Consider the following 17,903-nt stretch of genomic DNA (forward strand, 5'->3'; position numbering starts at 1 on the left):
TTTCGATAGCGGGCCGTTTTTTTTGCCTCACATGACCTTTACTGACTCTCGCGTACGCGGCTGCACTGTTGGTTGGTTTTGTGCCCAGTTCTCCGCCAGGTTGATGTAATCCACCAGCTCGCGCAGTCGGCCTTGATTACGGGCGGTGAAGGTGAAGGCCAGTCGCGCCAGGTGACTGAACTGTGCTTCATCGTGCTCTTCGCCGTTGTAGGCGTGTTGATGAAATTGATCGCTCAGGCACAGGTCGGCGAATGCCTCCTGCATGTGTTCCAGTGCCTGGTCACTGAGCTTGTGGTTCATGCGAATCACGAACTGATGCTTGAGCCAGCGGCTGGAGTGGTAATTGCTGTAGAACTGGTTGATCTGCTCCACCGCTTCTTCGGCACTGTAGACCAGCTTCACCAGCTTCATGTCGGCGGGCAGGATGTAGTGGTTTTCCTCCAGTTGCTGGCGGATGAAGTCCAGCGCGCCCTGCCAGAATTTGCCGCCCGGCGCGTCCAGCAGTACCACGGGCACCAATGGGCTTTTACCTGTCTGGATCAGCGTCAGGACTTCCAGTGCTTCGTCCAAGGTGCCGAAACCACCCGGGCACAACACCAGGGCATCCGCTTCCTTGACGAAGAACAGCTTGCGCGTGAAGAAAAAATGGAAGGGCAGCAGGTTGGTCGTGCCCTGGACGGTGGGGTTGGCATGTTGCTCGAAGGGCAGGGTGATGTTGAATCCCAGGCTGTGCTCAAGGCCAGCCCCTTCGTGGGCCGCGGCCATGATGCCGCCTCCCGCACCCGTGATGACCATCATGTCCGAGCGCGCCAGGGCGGCGCCGAGTTCCCGGGCGAGGCCATACAAGGGGTGTTCCACTGGCGTGCGTGCTGAGCCGAAAACAGTGACCTTGCGTCGCCCCTTGAACTGCTCCAGAACCCGGAACGCGTGCTCGAGTTCGCGCAGGGCCTGCAGGGTTATCTTGGCATTCCAGCGGTTGTGGTCTTCCTGGGCCATGCGCAGCACAGTCAGGATCATGTCGCGGTAGATCGGGATGTTCGGGCTATTGGGTGAAACCAGGTTGAGCTGTTCTTCGACCTTGCTGATGAGGTCGTGGCCGCTTTCTTGAAAATGACGGCTCAGGAGGTCATTCGGTTGGTAAGGCATTCAACTTCTCCTTCTGCACAGAGCCATCGGCGTCGACCCTTCAGCGTCGATGCCACGCCACTTCATGTGGCGCTGTCTGCCCAGGCCCATGCCTGGGCGATCCACTTGACCCGACCGGTGATCGAGTCATCCATACCGGCTCTGTTTTTCCCTTGGATGAAAGAAACGTTCGCACAGCGCAAGGTGTAACGGGCGGCACCTTTTCATGCCCTGACAAATGAACGTGGATACCTGAAATCTAGACCCTTGCGATGATTCGTGTTGCCTTGATCATTGCGCCGCAAAGTCTTTCCTGGCAACCGTTTATTGACGATTTGCGAGGTGGTTTCACCGCTCGTCTGAACCCGCCCCGAGTATGCTGTGCTCTGATTTACTAAGTTACAGGTACTACACGACAACTTGGCGTCAAGGGCAGGGCGCAAGGTACAAGCGGTTAAAGGATTTTTCGCTCATTACGAGCGAAGCGCAGGGAGCCGGTAAGCCATGGCCAGGGTCATTCTGGAGATCGATACGCAACTGTATCGATTGCTGAAGTCATCAGCCGAGATCAATCATTTGAGTCTCGAGGAGGAGTGCTGCCGGCGTCTTATGGGCGCGGAGCGGCGTTCACGCTATTTGCAGGCGCTGGTGGCGGAACTGCGCGCCGAGGATGAACAGCGGCGCGCAAAATCCCACTGACTTACTTTTTCTTCTGGGTCGCTTTCGGGCAATCCGATTCCTGGTAGCTGGCAGAGCCCACCGCACGGTTGGTCTTGACCTCGGTGAAGTCATAACGCATGACCGCGCCCTTGGCCATCAGCTTGCGGAAGGACGGGTTGTTGCAGACCGAGGCGCCAAGCTGGAAGTACACGGCCTTGGGGTCGGCGCGCATCTTGTTGGCGTGACTGCTTTGCACGCTCAGGTGGTTGATCAGCGTATTGCCCTCGACCGTGTAGCCCTGATCGAGAATGTCTTCATTGATCGCCCGTGGAGTGCCGACGCTGCTTTGCGTGGCGACGTTGCGCAGCTCTCTGTTCAGATTCTGCTCACTCAAGGACGCAGCCTGAGCGTTGAAGGACGACGCCAGCAGAATGGCAGCGGTGGGAACGATAAGGCGCAGCATGAAACTCTCCTGGGGCAGTGATGGGGGTTTGACCCATCACATGACTGTGCGTTCAGTGGCGGCGAATTATAGGGGAGCGGGCCTGGACGGTACAGGTTTGCTCTGGTGGGTCTGGTAAACTGCCTGCACTTTCAGCCTGCGAGTGCTTTTCGTGTCGATCTCTTTTTTCTGCCGTGGCCTGCGATGAACCATGCCCCCAACGCCGTAGCCCGTCTGCGCGACCAGCGCGAAGAGGAAGGCATCAAGCCGATCCAGGCTCGTGGCTGGCGGGCGACTCGCTGCCGCGCGTGCCGCGTGATCGAGAGTCACTGCCTGTGTGCCTGGCGTCCGCAGGTCGAGACCCGCTCCGGGGTGTGCCTGATCATGACCGGCAAGGAAGTGTTCAAGCCCAGCAACACCGGCTGGCTGATTGCCGATGTGGTGCGTGACAACCATGCCTTCATCTGGTCGCGTACCGAGGTCGATCAACAGTTGCTGGCGTTGCTGTCCGACCCGCAATGGCAGCCTTATCTGGTGTTCCCGGGTGAATATGTCGCGCCTGAGCGGGTGACTCACAGCGTGGCAGTCGATGACACCCGGCGACCGCTGTTCATATTGCTGGACGCGACCTGGACCGAAGCCCGCAAGATTTTCCGCAAGAGCCCTTATTTCGACTCGCTGCCGATCCTTAGCCTGTTGCCCGAGAAGCTCTCGCGCTATCAATTGCGCCGTTCCACCCGCAGCGAACACCTGTGCACCGCGGAAGTCGCGGCGTTGTGTCTCGATCTGGCGGGCGATGTAGAGGCGGCATCGGCACTCGATGCCTATTTCGATGTGTTCAGCCAGCATTACCTCGACGCCAAGCGTCAGCTGGAGATGAATGTTTCGACCCCGGCGCACACCGAGTTGATGGCCTATGTTCAGCCAGCAGTGGTATTGATGGACTGATTGTCGCCGATGCTGCAATAAAGTGTGCCGGCCATGTCGCTTGACCACCCCGGTTTCGCTGGGCATGCTTGGCGCCGATTAGGGTGCGGCCAGAGTTTGAAACGCCGTTTTTTGCGTTGAACGTGCCCTGTTGGTGCAGCTCCGTGGCTGTTACCTCGAGTTGTTTTGGCGATGCCCGAATGCATCGGGCGTCCCATGAAAAACAGGATCATTTGAAAAATGGCCACATACGAAATCCTGATTGCCGATGACCATCCGCTTTTTCGTTCCGCCCTGCATCAAGCGCTGACCCTGGGCCTGGGCCCGGATGTGCGCCTGGTGGAAGTGGCGAGCATTGCCGAGCTGGAGACCCGCCTGACCGAAAAGGCTGACTGGGACCTGGTGCTGCTGGATCTGAACATGCCGGGTGCGTACGGTTTTTCCGGGTTGGTGCTGTTGCGCGGCCAGTATCCGCAAATTCCTGTGGTCATGGTCTCGGCCCAGGAAGAAGCGACGATCATGGTGAAATCCCGGGAATTTGGTGCAAGCGGTTTCATCCCCAAGTCCAGCGACCTGAGTGTCATCCAGAAAGCCGTGCGCGCGGTGCTCGATGGCGATGTGTTCTGGCCACCGCAGGCGTTCGAAGCCGTCAGCGTTTCAGATGAAGCCAAGGCGGCGAGCGAAGGCCTTGCCAGCTTGACGCCGCAACAGTTCCGGGTGCTGACCATGGTCTGCGAAGGGTTGCTGAACAAGCAGATTGCCTACGAACTGAGTGTGTCCGAAGCGACCATCAAGGCCCACGTCACCGCGATTTTTCGTAAGCTGAATGTGCGCACTCGCACCCAGGCGGCGCTGCTGCTGCAACAACTTGAGTCAATTTCAAGCCATTAAGCGCTGGCACCTTCACGCTTTTTTGACTTTGGTTAATCTAGCTTTCCCACTCCCTTTTTTGGTCAGTTCCTACTCTATGTCACCTTTCAAAGGCCAGACCGGCCTGAAACGTATCCTCAATGCTTCCGGCTACTCGCTGGACGGCCTGCGCGCAGCCTTCACCGGCGAAGCGGCTTTTCGGCAACTGGTGTTGCTCAACGTCATCCTGATCCCACTGTCGTTCTTCTTGAACGTGAGTCGTGTCGAGCAGGCGTTGCTGATTGCGGTCTGCCTGCTGGCGCTGATCGTCGAGTTGCTCAATTCGGCCGTGGAAGCGGCCATCGACCGCATTTCCCTGGAACTGCACCCGTTGTCGAAAAACGCCAAGGACATGGGCAGTGCCGCGCAATTCGTCGCCTTGACCATGATTGCGCTGGTCTGGGCGGTGATCCTGCTTTAAGCGATCGCTGGCAGGACGATCTCGTCGCTGCGCTGCACCCCGGCGGTGAACGCGCGGCACAGGTCGAGGAACTCACGCATCGCCGAGGTCTGGTACTTCTGCTTGTGCCAGATGAAATAGAACTGTCGCGCCAGGTCCAGGTCCGGGGTCTCCACCGCGACCAGGCTGCCGCGACGGAACGCATCCCGCAGCGCCAGCCGCGAGATGCAGCCTATCCCCAGGCCGGACTCCACGGCGCGTTTGATGGCTTCGGTGTGTTCCAGCTCCAGGCGGATGTTCAGCGCGCTACGGTGATGGCGCATGGCCTGGTCGAAGGTCAGGCGCGTGCCTGAACCTTGTTCACGCAAGATCCACGCTTCATGGCTCAGTTCCTCCATGGTCGCGGTGCCGCGTTTGGCCAGCGGGTGCTGTGGCGCGCAAAAAACCACCAGCTCATCTTCGACCCAGCTTTGCACTTCGATGTCCGGGTGGCTGCAATCGCCTTCGATCAGACCCAGGTCAATTTCGTAGTGGGCGACCTGTTGCACAATGTTGGCGGTGTTCTGCACATGCAGCTTTACCTGGCTTTCCGGGTGGCGCTGCATGAAACCGCCGATCAACAGGGTCGCAAGGTAGTTGCCAATGGTCAGGGTTGCGCCCACCGCCAATGAGCCGAAACCCGACTTGCCATTGAGCAGGTCCTCGATCTCCTTGGCCTGGTCGAGCAGGGCGACCGCCTGGGGCAGCAGCTGTTTACCCAGGGCGTTGAGGCTCAGGCGTTTGCCGGCGCGATCGAACAGCTGGCAGCTGCACTGGCGCTCCAGCTCGGTAATCGACGTGCTCGCCGCCGACTGCGAGAGGTTGAGCAGGCCCGCAGCACGGGAGACGCTTTCCTGCTGGGCGACGGCGACGAACACTTGAAGTTGACGGAGAGTAAATCGCATATCGATATAACCGATAACCCTTATCTTAATAATCCAGTTAACAGATATTGTCGGCGCTATTAGAATGCGATGCAATTGCGCACCGCCGGTCTCTTCCTGAAAGAGCAAGCGCAGACCCAATCTCCAGGAGTCCCCGTACATGAGCAACATGAACCACGAGCGTGTCCTCAGTGTTCATCACTGGAACGACACTCTGTTCAGCTTCAAGTGCACCCGTGATCCGGGCCTGCGCTTCGAGAACGGTCAGTTCGTGATGATCGGCCTGCAACAGCCCAATGGCCGCCCGCTTATGCGCGCTTACTCGATCGCCAGCCCGAACTGGGAAGAGCATCTCGAGTTCTTCAGCATCAAGGTGCCTGATGGTCCGCTGACTTCCCAGCTGCAGCATCTGAAGGAAGGCGACGAGATCATCATCAGCAAGAAGCCTACCGGCACGCTGGTGCTGGATGACTTGAAGCCTGGCAAACATTTGTACCTGCTCAGCACCGGTACCGGTCTGGCGCCGTTCATGAGCGTCATCCAGGACCCGGAAACCTACGAGCGTTTCGAAAAAGTGATCCTGTGCCACGGCGTACGTTACGTCAATGAAGTCGCCTACCGCGAATTCATCACCGAGCACCTGCCGCAGAACGAGTTCTTCGGCGACGCGCTGCGTGACAAGTTGATCTACTACCCGACCGTGACCCGCGAGCCGTTCGAGAACGAAGGTCGCCTGACCGACCTGATGCGCAGCGGCAAGCTGTTCAGCGACATCGGCCTGCCACCGATCAACCCGCAGGACGACCGCGCCATGCTGTGCGGCAGCCCGAGCATGCTCGACGAGACCAGCGAAGTGTTGAACAGCTTCGGCCTGAAGGTTTCGCCGCGGATGCGCGAGCCGGGTGATTACCTGATCGAGCGTGCGTTCGTCGAGAAATAAACGCAGCCCATAAAAAACCCGCATCGCCTGTTCCGGCAATGCGGGTTTTTTTATGCCCGTCACATTCCTGCGGGAATGACTTCAAGGACCCGGATCAGCTCCGGACTCGGATAGTGCCAGCGCACATCCACATCCCAGAACTGCGCACCATATTCCCGTTCCGGCGCAGGCGTCTGGTACGCCGGACGCGGATCTTGCGCCAGGCATTGCTCAATCAGCTCAACCAAGGGCTCTGCAAGGCGCTGAGCATGCCCGTGAGCCTGTTGCAGGGCCGAGTCCGTCCACTGCACGGCGATAAGCGACGGCGCAGCGCTGGCGATACTGTTGCTGGCTGTGTCGATGATGTCTGCATATGGCACGTAGGGTTTGATATCGAGGATCGGTGTGCCATCCAGCAGATCGATCCCGGATATCCACAGGCGATCCGCTTCGACCTTGTCCAGCTTGACCACGGACTGGCCAATGCCATTGGGCCGGTGGGTAGCGCGCGTGGCGAACACGCCCATGGATTTGTTGCCGCCCAGGCGCGGAGGGCGGACTTTGAGTCGTGGCTTTTCCTCCAGGGCCTGGTGGAACAGGAACAGCAGCCACACATGGCTGACCTGTTCCAGGCCCTGCACCGCGTCCCCTTGATCGAACGGTGCCACCAGTTCCAGTACGCCACGGGCGGCCGGGGCCAGTTGCGGCTGGCGTGGAATGGCGAATTTCTCCTTGAAGCAGGAGCGCACGAAGCCGATGGGGGAAACGCTGTAGGTCATGGTTTGGGGTCGAGGCAGAATTAAGGCGCGCATGATAACCCGTTCGACCAGCATTCAGTTGTGCCTGTGCCGGCCCCTTCGCGAGCAAGCCCGCTCCCACATTTGATATAGGGTACACAGGAGATCAGTGTGGGAGCGGGCTTGCTCGCGAAGGCCGTAACGCCGATTTCAGAGGCTGAACCCACCGTCCAGCGGAATGATGTTTCCGGTCATGTAGGCCCCTGCCGTACTCGCAAGACTGATGGCCAAAGCCGCCATCTCTTCCTCGCGGCCCCAGCGCTTCATCGGGATCAACGAGGTGTCCTGCGCCAATGCCTGCTCATCATTGCCGATATGCTGGGTCATTTTGCTCGGAAAGCGCCCCGGTGCGATCACGTTTACGTTGATGTGCTGGCTCACCAGTTCCCGCGCCAGGATCCGCGACAGTTGATGCAAGGCCGCTTTGCTCGGCCCATAGGCATAGGCCTGTTCGCCAAAGGATGAAATCCCGGCGACTGAACCGATATTGATGATCCGTGCCGGGTTCGCAGGCGAACCCGCCTTGCGCAACAGCGGCAGAAATTGCTGGATGCAGTTGAATACTGACGTCACGTTCAGTTGCATGACCTTTTCCCAGCCCTTGATCGGGTAGCTCTCCAAGGGTGCCCCCCAGGTGGTCCCGGCGTTGTTGACCAGGATATCGAGGTGGGTCATCTGCTCTCCCAGTCGCGTGGCCAACTGCTGTACGCCTTCTTCCGTGGCCAGGTTGGCGGCTACCGCGTAACAGCGTCCGAGCGCACCGAGCTCATCGGCGGTTTGCCGGCAGGCTTCGACATCGCGGGCACAAACGTAGACGGTAGCGCCAGCCTCGACATAGGCCTTGGCGATCATTTTGCCGATGCCACGGGTGCCGCCGGTCACCAGTGCGGTGCGGCCTTGGAGGGAGAAGTAGGGATGCATGGCGAATCCTGAAGACTGTAGGTCATTACACCCTAGCCGTCAGCAGCGGTCAGCGGAGCCATTATTTTTGCGCGGAATGAGGGGTCATACGGCGTCGGCCCTTGTAGGAGCTGGCTTGCCAGCGAAGAGGCCCGGGAGCCTTGCGGCGATCAATCAGCCGCTTTCGCTGGCAAGCCAGCTCCTACAAGGGGTTGCAATCAGCCTTGGGGGTTATTGCGGGCGCACGCGCAGGGTCAGGCCCTTGAGGAAGTTGCGCAGCAACTGGTCGCCGCACGGGCGGTAGTTGGTGTGGCCGAACTTGCGGAACAGCGCGCTCAGCTCAGGCTTGGACACAGGGAACTCGGCGGCCTTGAGGATCGCGTGCATGTCGTCTTCTTTCAGCTCGAAGGCCACGCGCAGCTTTTTCAGGATGATGTTGTTGGTCACCGGCACTTCGATGGGCTGCGGTGGACGGCTTTCGTCCTTGCCGCGCTTGAAGATCACCAGGCCGTCGAGGAAATGCGCCATGACTTCGTCCGGGCAGCGTACGAAGCCTTCCTCGTCTTCCTCTTTCTTGTCGAGGTAGGTCAGCAGGTCGGCCAGGGTCACGTCCATGCCGCCGAGCTTGATGATCTCGATGACTTTCTTGTCGCTGATGTCGAGCATGTAGCGCACGCTGCGCAGTACGTCGTTATGAATCATGGTGTGCAATCCTGATATTCAGCAGTGGGCGCCGCACAAGCCGCGGCGCCAGAATGTGTGGCGGCGTGAGAGGCCTTAGAACTTCTCTTTGCCGGACAGGTAGCGCCATTGCCCCAGGGGCACCTTGCCGATGGACACGCCTCCGATGCGGATGCGGCGGATGCCCACGACCTTCAGGCCGACGGCCTGGCAGAACAGGGCGATCACGCCCGGTTGCGGGTTCTTCATGGCGAAGCGCAGGCGGTTTTCGTTCTGCCAGCTGGCCTTGACCGGCGGCAGTTCCTTGCCCTTGTAGGTCAGGCCGTGGTTCAGGCGGTTGAGGCCGTGTGCAACCATCTCGCCTTCAACCTCCACTACGTATTCCTGCTCGATCTTGCTGGAGTCGGCGGTGAGCTTGCGCAGGATCTTCCAGTCCTGGGTGAACACCAGCAAACCGCTGGCATTGGCCTGCAGGTCGGTGCTGGCGGTCAGGCGCTGGAAGTGGCCCTTGAGCGGGCGCTTGCCGTAGCGGTGCTCTTCGCTCAGGGTTTCGGCGCTGATGGTCGCCATGGCGCTGTCCGCGTCCATGCCCGCGGGCACGTTGAGCAGGATGGTCACCGGCTCCGGCGCGGTGGCCTTGGCGTCCTTGTCGAGCTCGACTTTCTGGGTGCCGACCTTGAACTGCGGCTCGTCGACGACTTCGCCGTCGACGGTGACCCAGCCGCCCTCGATGAACAGCTCAGCCTCCCGACGGGAACAGCCGACGAGTTCGATGAGGCGTTTGGAGAGTCGAATCGGGTCAGTCATGACAGGGCCGTAACAAAAAAGGGGTGGGCATTGTACCTGCGTGGCGCCGGTTAATCGCGATTCCATTTGTACCATGCGTTTTTTTGTAGGAGCTGTGTTGTGTCAGCCGTTGCGCGTCAGCTGTTGAGCCTGCCGCAAACGCATATGCAACAACGGATAAGGCTGCCCCATGCCATCGACCTCCGAACGACCGATGACCTCGAAGCCCTGCTTGAAGTAAAACCCCAGGGCTTGCGGGTTCTGTTCGTTGACGTCCAGTTGATCGGCGTTGAGGTTTTCCAGGGCATAACGCAGTAACCGTTTGCCCAGACCCTGGCCGCGATGCGCCGGGTCGATGAAAAGCATCTCGATCTTGCCCGCCGCGACTCCGGCGAATCCGGTAATTCGTTGCTGCGAGTCCTTGGTGCAGATCAGCATCACCGCGTCGAGGTAGCGGGTCAGCACCAGGTTCTTCAACAGTTCGATATAGCTGTCCGGCAGAAAGTCGTGGGTGGCGCGGACCGAGGCCTCCCAGACCCTGGTCAATTCTTCGTAGTCGCTTTGTTTCGGTGTGTGAATGACCGAATGTTGGCGCATGCCAGCCTGCCCCTTGGGTTGTTGGAGATGAGAATCCGTTCCTCACCAAACGATAGCCGTAAAAAAGCCCCGCATCTCTCAAGAGAGCAGGGCTTTTCGTATTTTTTGCGTTTAGATCTGTTCAGCCCACAGGTCGTATTCGTCGGCATCGGTCACTTTGCACCAGACCTTGTCGCCTGGCTTCAGGTTGCTGCCGTTGTCGATGAACACGTTGCCGTCGATTTCCGGGGCATCGAAGAAGCAGCGGCCGACCGCGCCTTGCTCGTCGACTTCATCGACCAGCACTTCGATTTCACGGCCGATGCGCATTTGCAGGCGCGCCGAGCTGATGGCCTGCTGGTGCGCCATGAAGCGCTCCCAACGGTCCTGCTTGACGTCGTCCGGCACGACTTCCAGGTCCAGATCGTTGGCCGGTGCGCCTTCTACCGGCGAGTACTGGAAGCAGCCGACGCGGTCGAGCTGGGCTTCGGTCAGCCAGTTCAGCAGGTACTGGAAGTCTTCTTCGGTCTCGCCGGGGAAGCCGACGATGAAGGTCGAACGGATGATCAGGTCCGGGCAGATTTCGCGCCAGTTCTTGATCCGCGCCAGGGTCTTGTCTTCGAACGCCGGGCGTTTCATCGACTTGAGCACTTTCGGGCTGGCGTGCTGGAACGGGATGTCCAGGTACGGCAGGATCTTGCCGGCCGCCATCAACGGGATCAGCTCGTCGACGTGCGGGTACGGGTAGACGTAGTGCAGGCGCACCCAGACACCGAGGGTGCTGAGGGCTTCGCAGAGTTCGGTCATGCGGGTTTTCACCGGCGCGCCGTTCCAGAATCCGGTGCGGTACTTCACGTCGACGCCGTAGGCGCTGGTGTCCTGGGAGATGACCAGCAGTTCCTTGACGCCGGACTTGACCAGGCGCTGGGCCTCGTCGAGCACGTCACCGACCGGACGGCTGACCAGCTTGCCACGCATCGACGGGATGATGCAGAAGCTGCAGCTGTGGTTGCAGCCTTCGGAAATCTTCAGGTAGGCGTAGTGGCGCGGGGTCAGCTTGATGCCTTGCGGCGGCACCAGGTCGATCAGCGGGTTGTGGTCCTGACGCGGCGGCACGACTTCGTGCACGGCGTTGACCACCTGCTCGTACTGCTGCGGGCCGGTCACGGCCAGCACGCTCGGGTGCACGTTGCGAATGTTGCCTTCTTCGACGCCCATGCAGCCGGTCACGATGACCTTGCCGTTTTCCTTGATGGCTTCGCCGATCACTTCCAGGGACTCGGCCTTGGCCGAATCGATGAAGCCGCAGGTGTTGACCACCACGACGTCGGCGTCCTGATAGGTGGACACCACGTCATAGCCTTCCATGCGCAGCTGGGTGAGGATGCGCTCGGAGTCGACCAGTGCTTTCGGGCAACCCAGTGATACGAAGCCAACCTTTGGATTGGCCGGCGCAGGAGTGGTGGACATGTCTAACCTCGGTGTTTTGTGACGCCGCTTGCCGGGTTGGGCAAAACCGACGGACGGGCGCTTGAACTGCGCCTCTGATCAAAAAGTGCGCAATTCTAGCGATGAGACGTTCACTTGACCAGCTTTATGCAGGGAAATACGACGAGTGCTGCGCTATGCTTCGCGCCGTTGGGCTTTACCGATTTTTTACAGTCAACAAAACGTCTGTAACAGCAAGTAAAACAGCGCATGCTGCATGACAAAGCATAGTGCTTCTTCACAGAAGCCCGGGTCTGGGTAGTAGGAGTGGTGGATGGGTCAGGCAAGTAGTCAGGCTGAGGGTGCCGGTCATACGGCGGCCAAGCCTATTGGCATGCTGGTCGCGGCGGTCGGGGTGGTTTATGGCGATATCGGCACGAGCCCGCTGTACACCCTCAAGGAAGTCTTTTCCGGGGGCTATGGCGTACCGGTCAACCATGACGGCGTGCTGGGGATTCTGGCGCTGATCTTCTGGTCGCTGATCTGGGTCGTGTCGATCAAGTACATGATGTTTGTCCTGCGCGCCGACAACCAGGGTGAAGGCGGGATCATGGCCTTGACCGCGCTGGCCCGGCGGGCGGCAGCAGGACACGCGAAATTGCGCACGATCCTGGTGGTCTGCGGACTGATCGGTGCGGCGCTGTTCTATGGCGACAGCATGATCACCCCGGCGATTTCCGTACTGTCGGCCATTGAAGGCCTGGGGCTGGCATTCGACGGCATCGACCACTGGGTGGTGCCGCTGTCGCTGATCGTGCTGGTGGCGTTGTTCCTGATCCAGCGCCACGGCACCGCGCGCATCGGCATCCTGTTCGGGCCGATCATGGTCACCTGGTTTGTGGTGCTGGGGGCATTGGGTGTCCATGGGATCATCCAGCACCCGGAAGTGTTGCAGGCGATGAACCCGGCGTGGGGCGTGCGCTTCTTCGTGGTGCATCCGGGCATGGGCGTGGCGATCCTGGGCGCGGTCGTGCTGGCACTGACCGGTGCCGAAGCGCTGTATGCCGACATGGGCCACTTCGGCCGCAAGCCGATTGCCCGCGCCTGGTTCATCCTGGTGCTGCCGGCGCTGGTGCTCAATTACTTCGGCCAGGGGGCGCTGCTGCTGGGCGATCCGGAAGCCGCACGCAACCCGTTCTATCTGCTGGCGCCAAGCTGGGCGCTGATTCCGCTGGTCGGTCTTTCGACCCTGGCCACGGTGATCGCTTCCCAGGCGGTGATTTCCGGGGCGTTCTCCCTGACCCGCCAGGCGATCCAGCTCGGCTACATTCCGCGCATGCACATCCAGCACACCTCCAGCGCCGAACAGGGCCAGATCTACATCGGTGCGGTGAACTGGGCGTTGATGGTTGGCGTGGTGCTATTGGTGTTGGGTTTCGAATCCTCCGGTGCCCTGGCCTCGGCCTATGGCGTGGCGGTGACCGGGACCATGCTGATGACCAGTATCCTGGTGTCGGCGGTGATACTGCTGCTGTGGAAGTGGCCGCCGGTGCTGGCGGTGCCGATCCTGCTGGGTTTCCTGCTGGTGGACGGGGTGTACTTCGCCGCCAATGTGCCGAAAATCGTTCAGGGCGGGGCATTCCCGGTCATCGCCGGTATCGCGCTGTTCGTGCTGATGACTACTTGGAAACGCGGCAAGCAATTGCTGGTGGAGCGTATCGACGAGGGTGGCTTGCCGCTGGAGATTTTCATCAGCAGCATCGCCGTGCAACCGCCGCATCGCGTGCAGGGCACGGCAGTGTTCCTCACCGCGCGACCGGACGCCGTTCCCCACGCGCTGTTGCACAACCTGTTGCATAACCAGGTACTGCACGAGCAGGTGGTGTTGCTGACCGTTGTCTACGAGGATATTCCACGCGTGCCGGCGAGCCGGCGCTTCGAGGTCGAATCCTACGGCGAAGGCTTCTTCCGGGTGATCCTGCATTTCGGTTTCACCGACGAGCCTGACGTGCCGAAGGCGCTGAAACTCTGTCATCTCGATGAACTGGATTTCAGCCCGATGCGCACCACGTACTTCCTCAGCCGCGAGACGGTCATCGCCTCCAAGCTCGAAGGCATGGCCCGCTGGCGCGAGGGGTTGTTCGCGTTCATGTTGCAGAACGCCAACGGCAATTTGCGCTTCTTCAATCTGCCGTTGAACCGGGTGATTGAGTTGGGGACGCAGGTGGAGATGTAAGATCAAAAGATCGCAGCCTGCGGCAGCTCCTACAGGTGTACACATTCCCCTGTAGGAGCTGCCGCAGGCTGCGATCTTTTGGGGACATCACGCATCCATAAAAAAGCCCCCGCATCCAAAAGGCTGCGGGGGCTTTTTTGTGCGGCTCAGATCACTCCTGAGCTTCTGTTTCCTGCACTTGGCGCTTCTGGATCACATCCACCAACCGCTGTGCCAGGGCCGGGTAGTTTTCGTCGAAGTGGTGGCCGCCGGGCAATTTGATGACTTCGCCCACGGCGGTCTTGTCGGTACAGCCGCTTTCGTCCACTTCTTCTTCACCGTAGATGCACACCACTTTCGCGGCGGGCAGCTTGGCCATTTCCGGGCCGGTGGCGGCTTCTTTGCCGGCGTTGCCGAGCCAGCCTTCGACTTCGATCTCGAAGCTGCCGGTGCGGGCGAAGGCCAGCAGGATAATGGCGTCGACGCGCTGCTGCTCGGACTCTGCCAGGCGGTTGTAGATCGCTGGCAGCACATCGGCGCCGAACGAGTAGCCGGTCAGGATGAAGCGCTTGGTGCCCCATTTCTGCCGGTAGTGCTGCATCAGCTCGGCGAGGTCCAGGGCGCTTTGCTCGGGGCTCTTGTGCTGCCAGTAGTAGCGCAGGGTGTCGATGCCGACCACGGGGTAGCCGATCTTGGCCATTTCGCCTGCCACGTCGCGGTCGAGGTCGCGCCAGCCGCCATCACCCGACAGGAACAGGGTCACGGTGTCCTTGGCCTGGCCGGCGGGCACTTCGACCACTGGAATCTGCAAGCCGCCCGCGTCCTTGTCGCCACCGACCAGCAGTTTGCGCAGTTCGTTGTTCAGCACTTGCGGCAGGTTGATGTCGTAGTCGCTGATGCTGGTTTCAGCGTTGGGCTGGTCGCGCACGAAGCCGGCGCTGGTGTCGTCCGGGTTGTCGTTCCACGCCACTAGCCAATGGCCATGGGCGGCGCTTTTCGGCAGCAGGTGGGTGCAGCCGGGTTTTTCCAGGGCCAGGTCCACCGACACGGCCTGGGCCTTGTCGTTCTTCTGCTCGGACAACCAGCGCCAGGCCAGCACCGCGCCCGGGCCGATGCCGCTGACCAGCGTGGCCGGGCCTTTCAGTTCCCGCAGGCCCGACTGCAGAGCACGGCTTTGCAGCAGGCAGTCCTTGGGCAGGATCACCTGGACAATCTCTGCCGAACCGCTGCGGCTCAGGGTCAGCAATTGCTTGTCGCTGAGTTTCTGTTCTTCATTGACCGCCACCAACACCTGAGCCTTTGCCGTGGTGCCAGGGATAACCCGGGTCATCGCGGCGCCGTCGTTCGGGGTCAATTGCTCAAGGGTCGGTTCCGGTGCCGGGCGTTTGAGGTACCAGTAGCCACCACCGAGAATCAGGGCAACCACTACCAGGGTGCCCAGTACATAGCGCAGGGAGCGTTGAATCATCAGCGTTTCACCAATCCAGTCAAGCCGCCCGCGATCAGGGCGGCAGTGTCGGCCAAGGCAACCAGCGGATCGAGTCCGGCGGGCACGGCCATATAACGGGGTTCCCAGTCAGGCTGGAACTTGTCTTTGAAGCGGCGCAAGCCTTGGAAGTTGTAGAGCTGCTCACCACGGCGGAATACCATCGAGCCCAGGCGCTGGGTCAAAGGTGCACCGCGACGGGGTTGCAACCCCGACAACGGCACCATACCCAGGCTGAAGCGCGCGTATCCGTGACTCTTATAATGTTGGATCAGGCCGACCATCATGAACTCCATGGTCAGCTTGGGGGCGTCCGGGTGTGCGCGCATCAGGTCGAGGCTGGCCAGGTCATGGCCGTAGGTCTCGAGCAGGTTGGCGAACGCCACCGGGCGTCCTTCGAAACGGATCACTGCAATGCGAAAGTGCTTGAGGTAATCGTCGCTGAAGCGGCCGAGGGAGAAGCCTTTCTCGCGCACGTTCTTGCCGGTCAGCCAGGCATCGGAAATTACCTTGAGTTCATCCATCGGCGCCTGGCCCGGCTCATGGATCTCCAGCGACAGGCCGTCGCGGGTGCCACGGTTCCAAGTGTAGCGCAGGTCCTTCATCTCCTTGCCCTTGGCCTCGAGGTCAAAGCGCACGAGATCGACCCTGGCCTCTTCGCCCAGCTTGATCGCGGTCAGGCCAATGTCCATGTAGTACGGCAGGTTCTCCGCACGCACTTGATAGAACACGGGGCGGGCGTGATGGATGTCGCACAGGTCGCGGAACTGCCAGATCATTTCCGCCCGTTGCTGCCCCGGACCGATCGGGTCATACAGTGCGACAAGGCTGCGGCCGCGGCGGGCATACATCAGGAACGCCTCGTCGTTGGGGTGGAACAGCAGCGCCTTGTCGCCGGTCAGGGCCAGGCCGCCATCCGGCTGGGCGGAGGCCATGAGGATCTTGCTCGCGCGCGCAAGCTCATCGGGTGTCGGCAGGTGGATCACCGGGCGAGCGGTGCGCAGCAACCAGGTCAGGGACACCACCACCAGCAGGACCGCCGCGCCGAGCAGCGAGCGCAAGCCACGGGGGGCATCGGCATCCAGGGTGAACTGCCACCAGAGTTGGTGGCTGTACGGAACGTCCTGATAGGCGAACAGCAGCAGCCACATCGAGGCGCCGAGCACGCACACGCTGGCCACCAGGTAAAGGGGCGAGAACGGCAGTTCGGTCAGGCGGCTGGGGCGATAGAACGAGCGGCGGAAAACCCCCAGCAGGCTCGCCGTCAGCACCATCAGAGTGGCTTCCTCCCAGTCGAACCCCTTGAGCAGGGAGAGCAGGGCGCCAACCAGCAGCAGAATGGTGGTCAGCATCCACGCCGCCGACAGGCGACGACGCAGGCCTTGGGCCAGCAACAGGCACAACACGCCGATCAGGCTGGCGCCAAAGTGCGAAGCGTCGACCAGGCGGTGCGGGATCAGAAAGCCGATGTGTTCAAGGCGCGTGTCGATTTCCGGAGTCGCGCCGGAGAACAGCAAGACCACGCCGGACAGGAAGACCAGCACCGCCAGGATAGGCGCGGCCAGGCCGGAAGCGGCGCGCAGGGTCTGGCGAGTCTGGAACAGACGCTGGCCTTCGCTGATCAGCAGGAACAGACAGGCCACCAGCATCGGCAGCACCACATAGATCAGGCGATAGAGCAGCAGGGCGGCAGCCAGTGGTGCGGCGCCGAGTGTGTCGGAGAAGGCCGCGAGCAAGATGGCTTCGAACACGCCGACCCCGCCCGGCACATGGCTGAGCACGCCAGCGGCCAGGGCCAGCAGGTAAACCAGCAGAAACGCGCCGAACGGCGGCGCTTCCGGCAACAACAGATAAAGCACGGTGGCGGCGGCGGCTACGTCCAGTGCGGTAATGATCAGCTGGAGGAAGGTCAGGCGGCGCCCGGGCAGGCGCAAGGTGCGGCGGCCGATCCTGACCAGCAGGTTGTCGGCGTAGGGTTGTTCCGGCAGGCGACGGCGGTAGATGCCGATGGCCAGTACCGTGAACAGCAGCAACACAGCCGTCGCCAGGGTGCCCAGCAAGACTTGCGAAAGCCCCAGGGCGGCGGAAGCGTCGGGCAGGTCGCTGAGTGTCGCCAGCGCGGCGAGCGGGGGCAGGGCGCAGCCGAGCGAGAGGCTGGCGAACAGTGTCATGCGCGCGACTTCGGTCGCCCCAAGGCCATGGCGCGCATACAGGCGGTAGCGAACCGAGCCGCCGGACAGCATCGAAAGACCAATGGCATTGCCGATGGCAAAAGCGGTGAAACCGCCCAGTGCCAGGGTTCGCGGGGCCAGGCAAACGCCGGCGTAGCGGCTGGCGGACCATTCGTAACCCAGCAAGATGATGAAACCGACGACGGTAGCGCCCAGCGCGCCCAGCAGTGCCGGTTGCGGAACCTCGAGGATCGAGTCGTGCAACGCGTTCAGGTCGAGCTCGCTCAACAGGTGACGACAGGCAATCAGCGCGATGGTGAACAACAACAGGGTAACCGCCAGGCCGATGGGTTGGCGGTATTTGCTGATTCGATCAAGCAAGCGCAGGCGTTGCGCCTTGATCGGTTGTGTCGCTGTGACGGTGTCTTGTGGATCTGACGAGTTGGCGCGCATCAATCACCTCTTGGATTGTGCGCGACAGGATGGGGGTATCCAGCCAAGTTACCAATCCCTGTAGAAAAAAATAATCACAAATATTAACGCCCGGCACCGAGTCCC

17 protein-coding genes are annotated in these 17,903 nt (G+C 60.9%); 6 read left to right on the plus strand and 11 right to left on the minus strand.

Annotated features, from left to right (window positions below; all coding sequences use genetic code 11):
• Window positions 1-27 precede the first annotated feature (27 nt).
• Window positions 28-1,146: a TIGR00730 family Rossman fold protein gene (locus DKB71_RS06475; RefSeq protein ID WP_323628652.1), complete on the minus strand. Its 1,119-nt coding sequence runs from the start codon at window positions 1,144-1,146 to the stop codon at window positions 28-30.
• Window positions 1,147-1,629: 483 nt separating this feature from the next.
• On the opposite strand from DKB71_RS06475, the gene DKB71_RS06480 reads away from it, so the two are divergent.
• Window positions 1,630-1,824: a hypothetical protein gene (locus tag DKB71_RS06480; protein ID WP_180203236.1), complete on the plus strand. Its 195-nt coding sequence runs from the start codon at window positions 1,630-1,632 to the stop codon at window positions 1,822-1,824.
• Between the two features lies 1 nt (window position 1,825).
• On the opposite strand, the gene DKB71_RS06485 is transcribed toward DKB71_RS06480, so the two are convergent.
• A complete protein-coding gene (locus tag DKB71_RS06485) occupies window positions 1,826-2,248 on the minus strand; it encodes a PA3611 family quorum-sensing-regulated virulence factor (protein WP_274073312.1) in 423 nt (140 codons plus the stop codon).
• 183 nt (window positions 2,249-2,431) lie between these two features.
• On the opposite strand from DKB71_RS06485, the gene DKB71_RS06490 reads away from it, so the two are divergent.
• The 3 genes from DKB71_RS06490 (at window position 2,432) to DKB71_RS06500 (ending at window position 4,484) form a co-directional block, all read left to right on the plus strand.
• Window positions 2,432-3,175: a tRNA-uridine aminocarboxypropyltransferase gene (locus tag DKB71_RS06490; protein ID WP_408599898.1), complete on the plus strand. Its 744-nt coding sequence runs from the start codon at window positions 2,432-2,434 to the stop codon at window positions 3,173-3,175.
• Window positions 3,176-3,394: 219 nt separating this feature from the next.
• On the plus strand, window positions 3,395-4,045 hold the full coding sequence (erdR, locus tag DKB71_RS06495) for a response regulator transcription factor ErdR (RefSeq protein WP_034149864.1): 651 nt from the start codon (window positions 3,395-3,397) through the stop codon (window positions 4,043-4,045).
• A 76-nt stretch (window positions 4,046-4,121) separates the two neighbouring features.
• Complete coding sequence (locus DKB71_RS06500; RefSeq protein WP_034149863.1) at window positions 4,122-4,484, plus strand: diacylglycerol kinase; 363 nt, start codon at window positions 4,122-4,124, stop codon at window positions 4,482-4,484.
• Here the strand turns inward: DKB71_RS06500 and DKB71_RS06505 are convergent.
• Entirely contained in the window at window positions 4,481-5,407 is a 927-nt protein-coding gene (locus DKB71_RS06505; RefSeq protein WP_274073314.1) for a LysR family transcriptional regulator, read from the minus strand. The genes DKB71_RS06500 and DKB71_RS06505 overlap by 4 nt on opposite strands.
• 139 nt (window positions 5,408-5,546) lie before the next feature.
• On the opposite strand from DKB71_RS06505, the gene fpr reads away from it, so the two are divergent.
• The gene (gene fpr, locus DKB71_RS06510) at window positions 5,547-6,326 is read left to right on the plus strand and encodes a ferredoxin-NADP reductase (protein WP_008054100.1); all 780 of its coding nucleotides are present in this window, start codon (window positions 5,547-5,549) and stop codon (window positions 6,324-6,326) included.
• A gap of 59 nt (window positions 6,327-6,385) precedes the next feature.
• Here fpr and tsaA read toward each other — a convergent pair whose 3' ends face one another.
• The 6 genes from tsaA to rimO form a co-directional block, all read right to left on the minus strand.
• Window positions 6,386-7,084, minus strand: a complete 699-nt coding sequence (tsaA, locus tag DKB71_RS06515) for a tRNA (N6-threonylcarbamoyladenosine(37)-N6)-methyltransferase TrmO (RefSeq protein ID WP_408599899.1) — start codon at window positions 7,082-7,084, stop codon at window positions 6,386-6,388.
• Between the two features lie 168 nt (window positions 7,085-7,252).
• Entirely contained in the window at window positions 7,253-8,023 is a 771-nt protein-coding gene (locus DKB71_RS06520; protein WP_408599900.1) for an SDR family oxidoreductase, read from the minus strand.
• Window positions 8,024-8,233: 210 nt separating this feature from the next.
• Window positions 8,234-8,704 carry a DUF1456 family protein gene (locus DKB71_RS06525; protein WP_103394455.1) on the minus strand — a complete coding sequence of 157 codons (471 nt, stop codon included), beginning with the start codon at window positions 8,702-8,704 and terminating at the stop codon, window positions 8,234-8,236.
• A gap of 75 nt (window positions 8,705-8,779) precedes the next feature.
• Window positions 8,780-9,490, minus strand: coding sequence for an rRNA pseudouridine synthase (locus DKB71_RS06530; RefSeq protein ID WP_274073317.1), 711 nt, complete (start codon window positions 9,488-9,490; stop codon window positions 8,780-8,782).
• Between the two features lie 102 nt (window positions 9,491-9,592).
• Window positions 9,593-10,066, minus strand: a complete 474-nt coding sequence (locus DKB71_RS06535) for an acetyltransferase (RefSeq protein ID WP_274073318.1) — start codon at window positions 10,064-10,066, stop codon at window positions 9,593-9,595.
• A 111-nt stretch (window positions 10,067-10,177) separates the two neighbouring features.
• Complete coding sequence (rimO, locus tag DKB71_RS06540) at window positions 10,178-11,515, minus strand: 30S ribosomal protein S12 methylthiotransferase RimO (protein WP_008052161.1); 1,338 nt, start codon at window positions 11,513-11,515, stop codon at window positions 10,178-10,180.
• Between the two features lie 292 nt (window positions 11,516-11,807).
• Here rimO and DKB71_RS06545 point away from each other — a divergent pair, with 292 nt between their 5' ends.
• Window positions 11,808-13,709, plus strand: a complete 1,902-nt coding sequence (locus DKB71_RS06545) for a potassium transporter Kup (protein ID WP_274073319.1) — start codon at window positions 11,808-11,810, stop codon at window positions 13,707-13,709.
• A gap of 151 nt (window positions 13,710-13,860) precedes the next feature.
• On the opposite strand, the gene DKB71_RS06550 is transcribed toward DKB71_RS06545, so the two are convergent.
• Complete coding sequence (locus DKB71_RS06550; RefSeq protein ID WP_408599901.1) at window positions 13,861-15,156, minus strand: AcvB/VirJ family lysyl-phosphatidylglycerol hydrolase; 1,296 nt, start codon at window positions 15,154-15,156, stop codon at window positions 13,861-13,863.
• Complete coding sequence (mprF, locus tag DKB71_RS06555; RefSeq protein ID WP_408599902.1) at window positions 15,156-17,798, minus strand: bifunctional lysylphosphatidylglycerol flippase/synthetase MprF; 2,643 nt, start codon at window positions 17,796-17,798, stop codon at window positions 15,156-15,158. Before mprF ends, DKB71_RS06550 begins: the two co-directional genes overlap by 1 nt.
• Between the last annotated feature and the right edge of the window lie 105 nt (window positions 17,799-17,903).

It is taken from the genome of Pseudomonas sp. PLMAX, assembly GCF_046042685.1.
Classification (GTDB): Bacteria; Pseudomonadota; Gammaproteobacteria; order Pseudomonadales; family Pseudomonadaceae; genus Aquipseudomonas; species Aquipseudomonas putida_AE.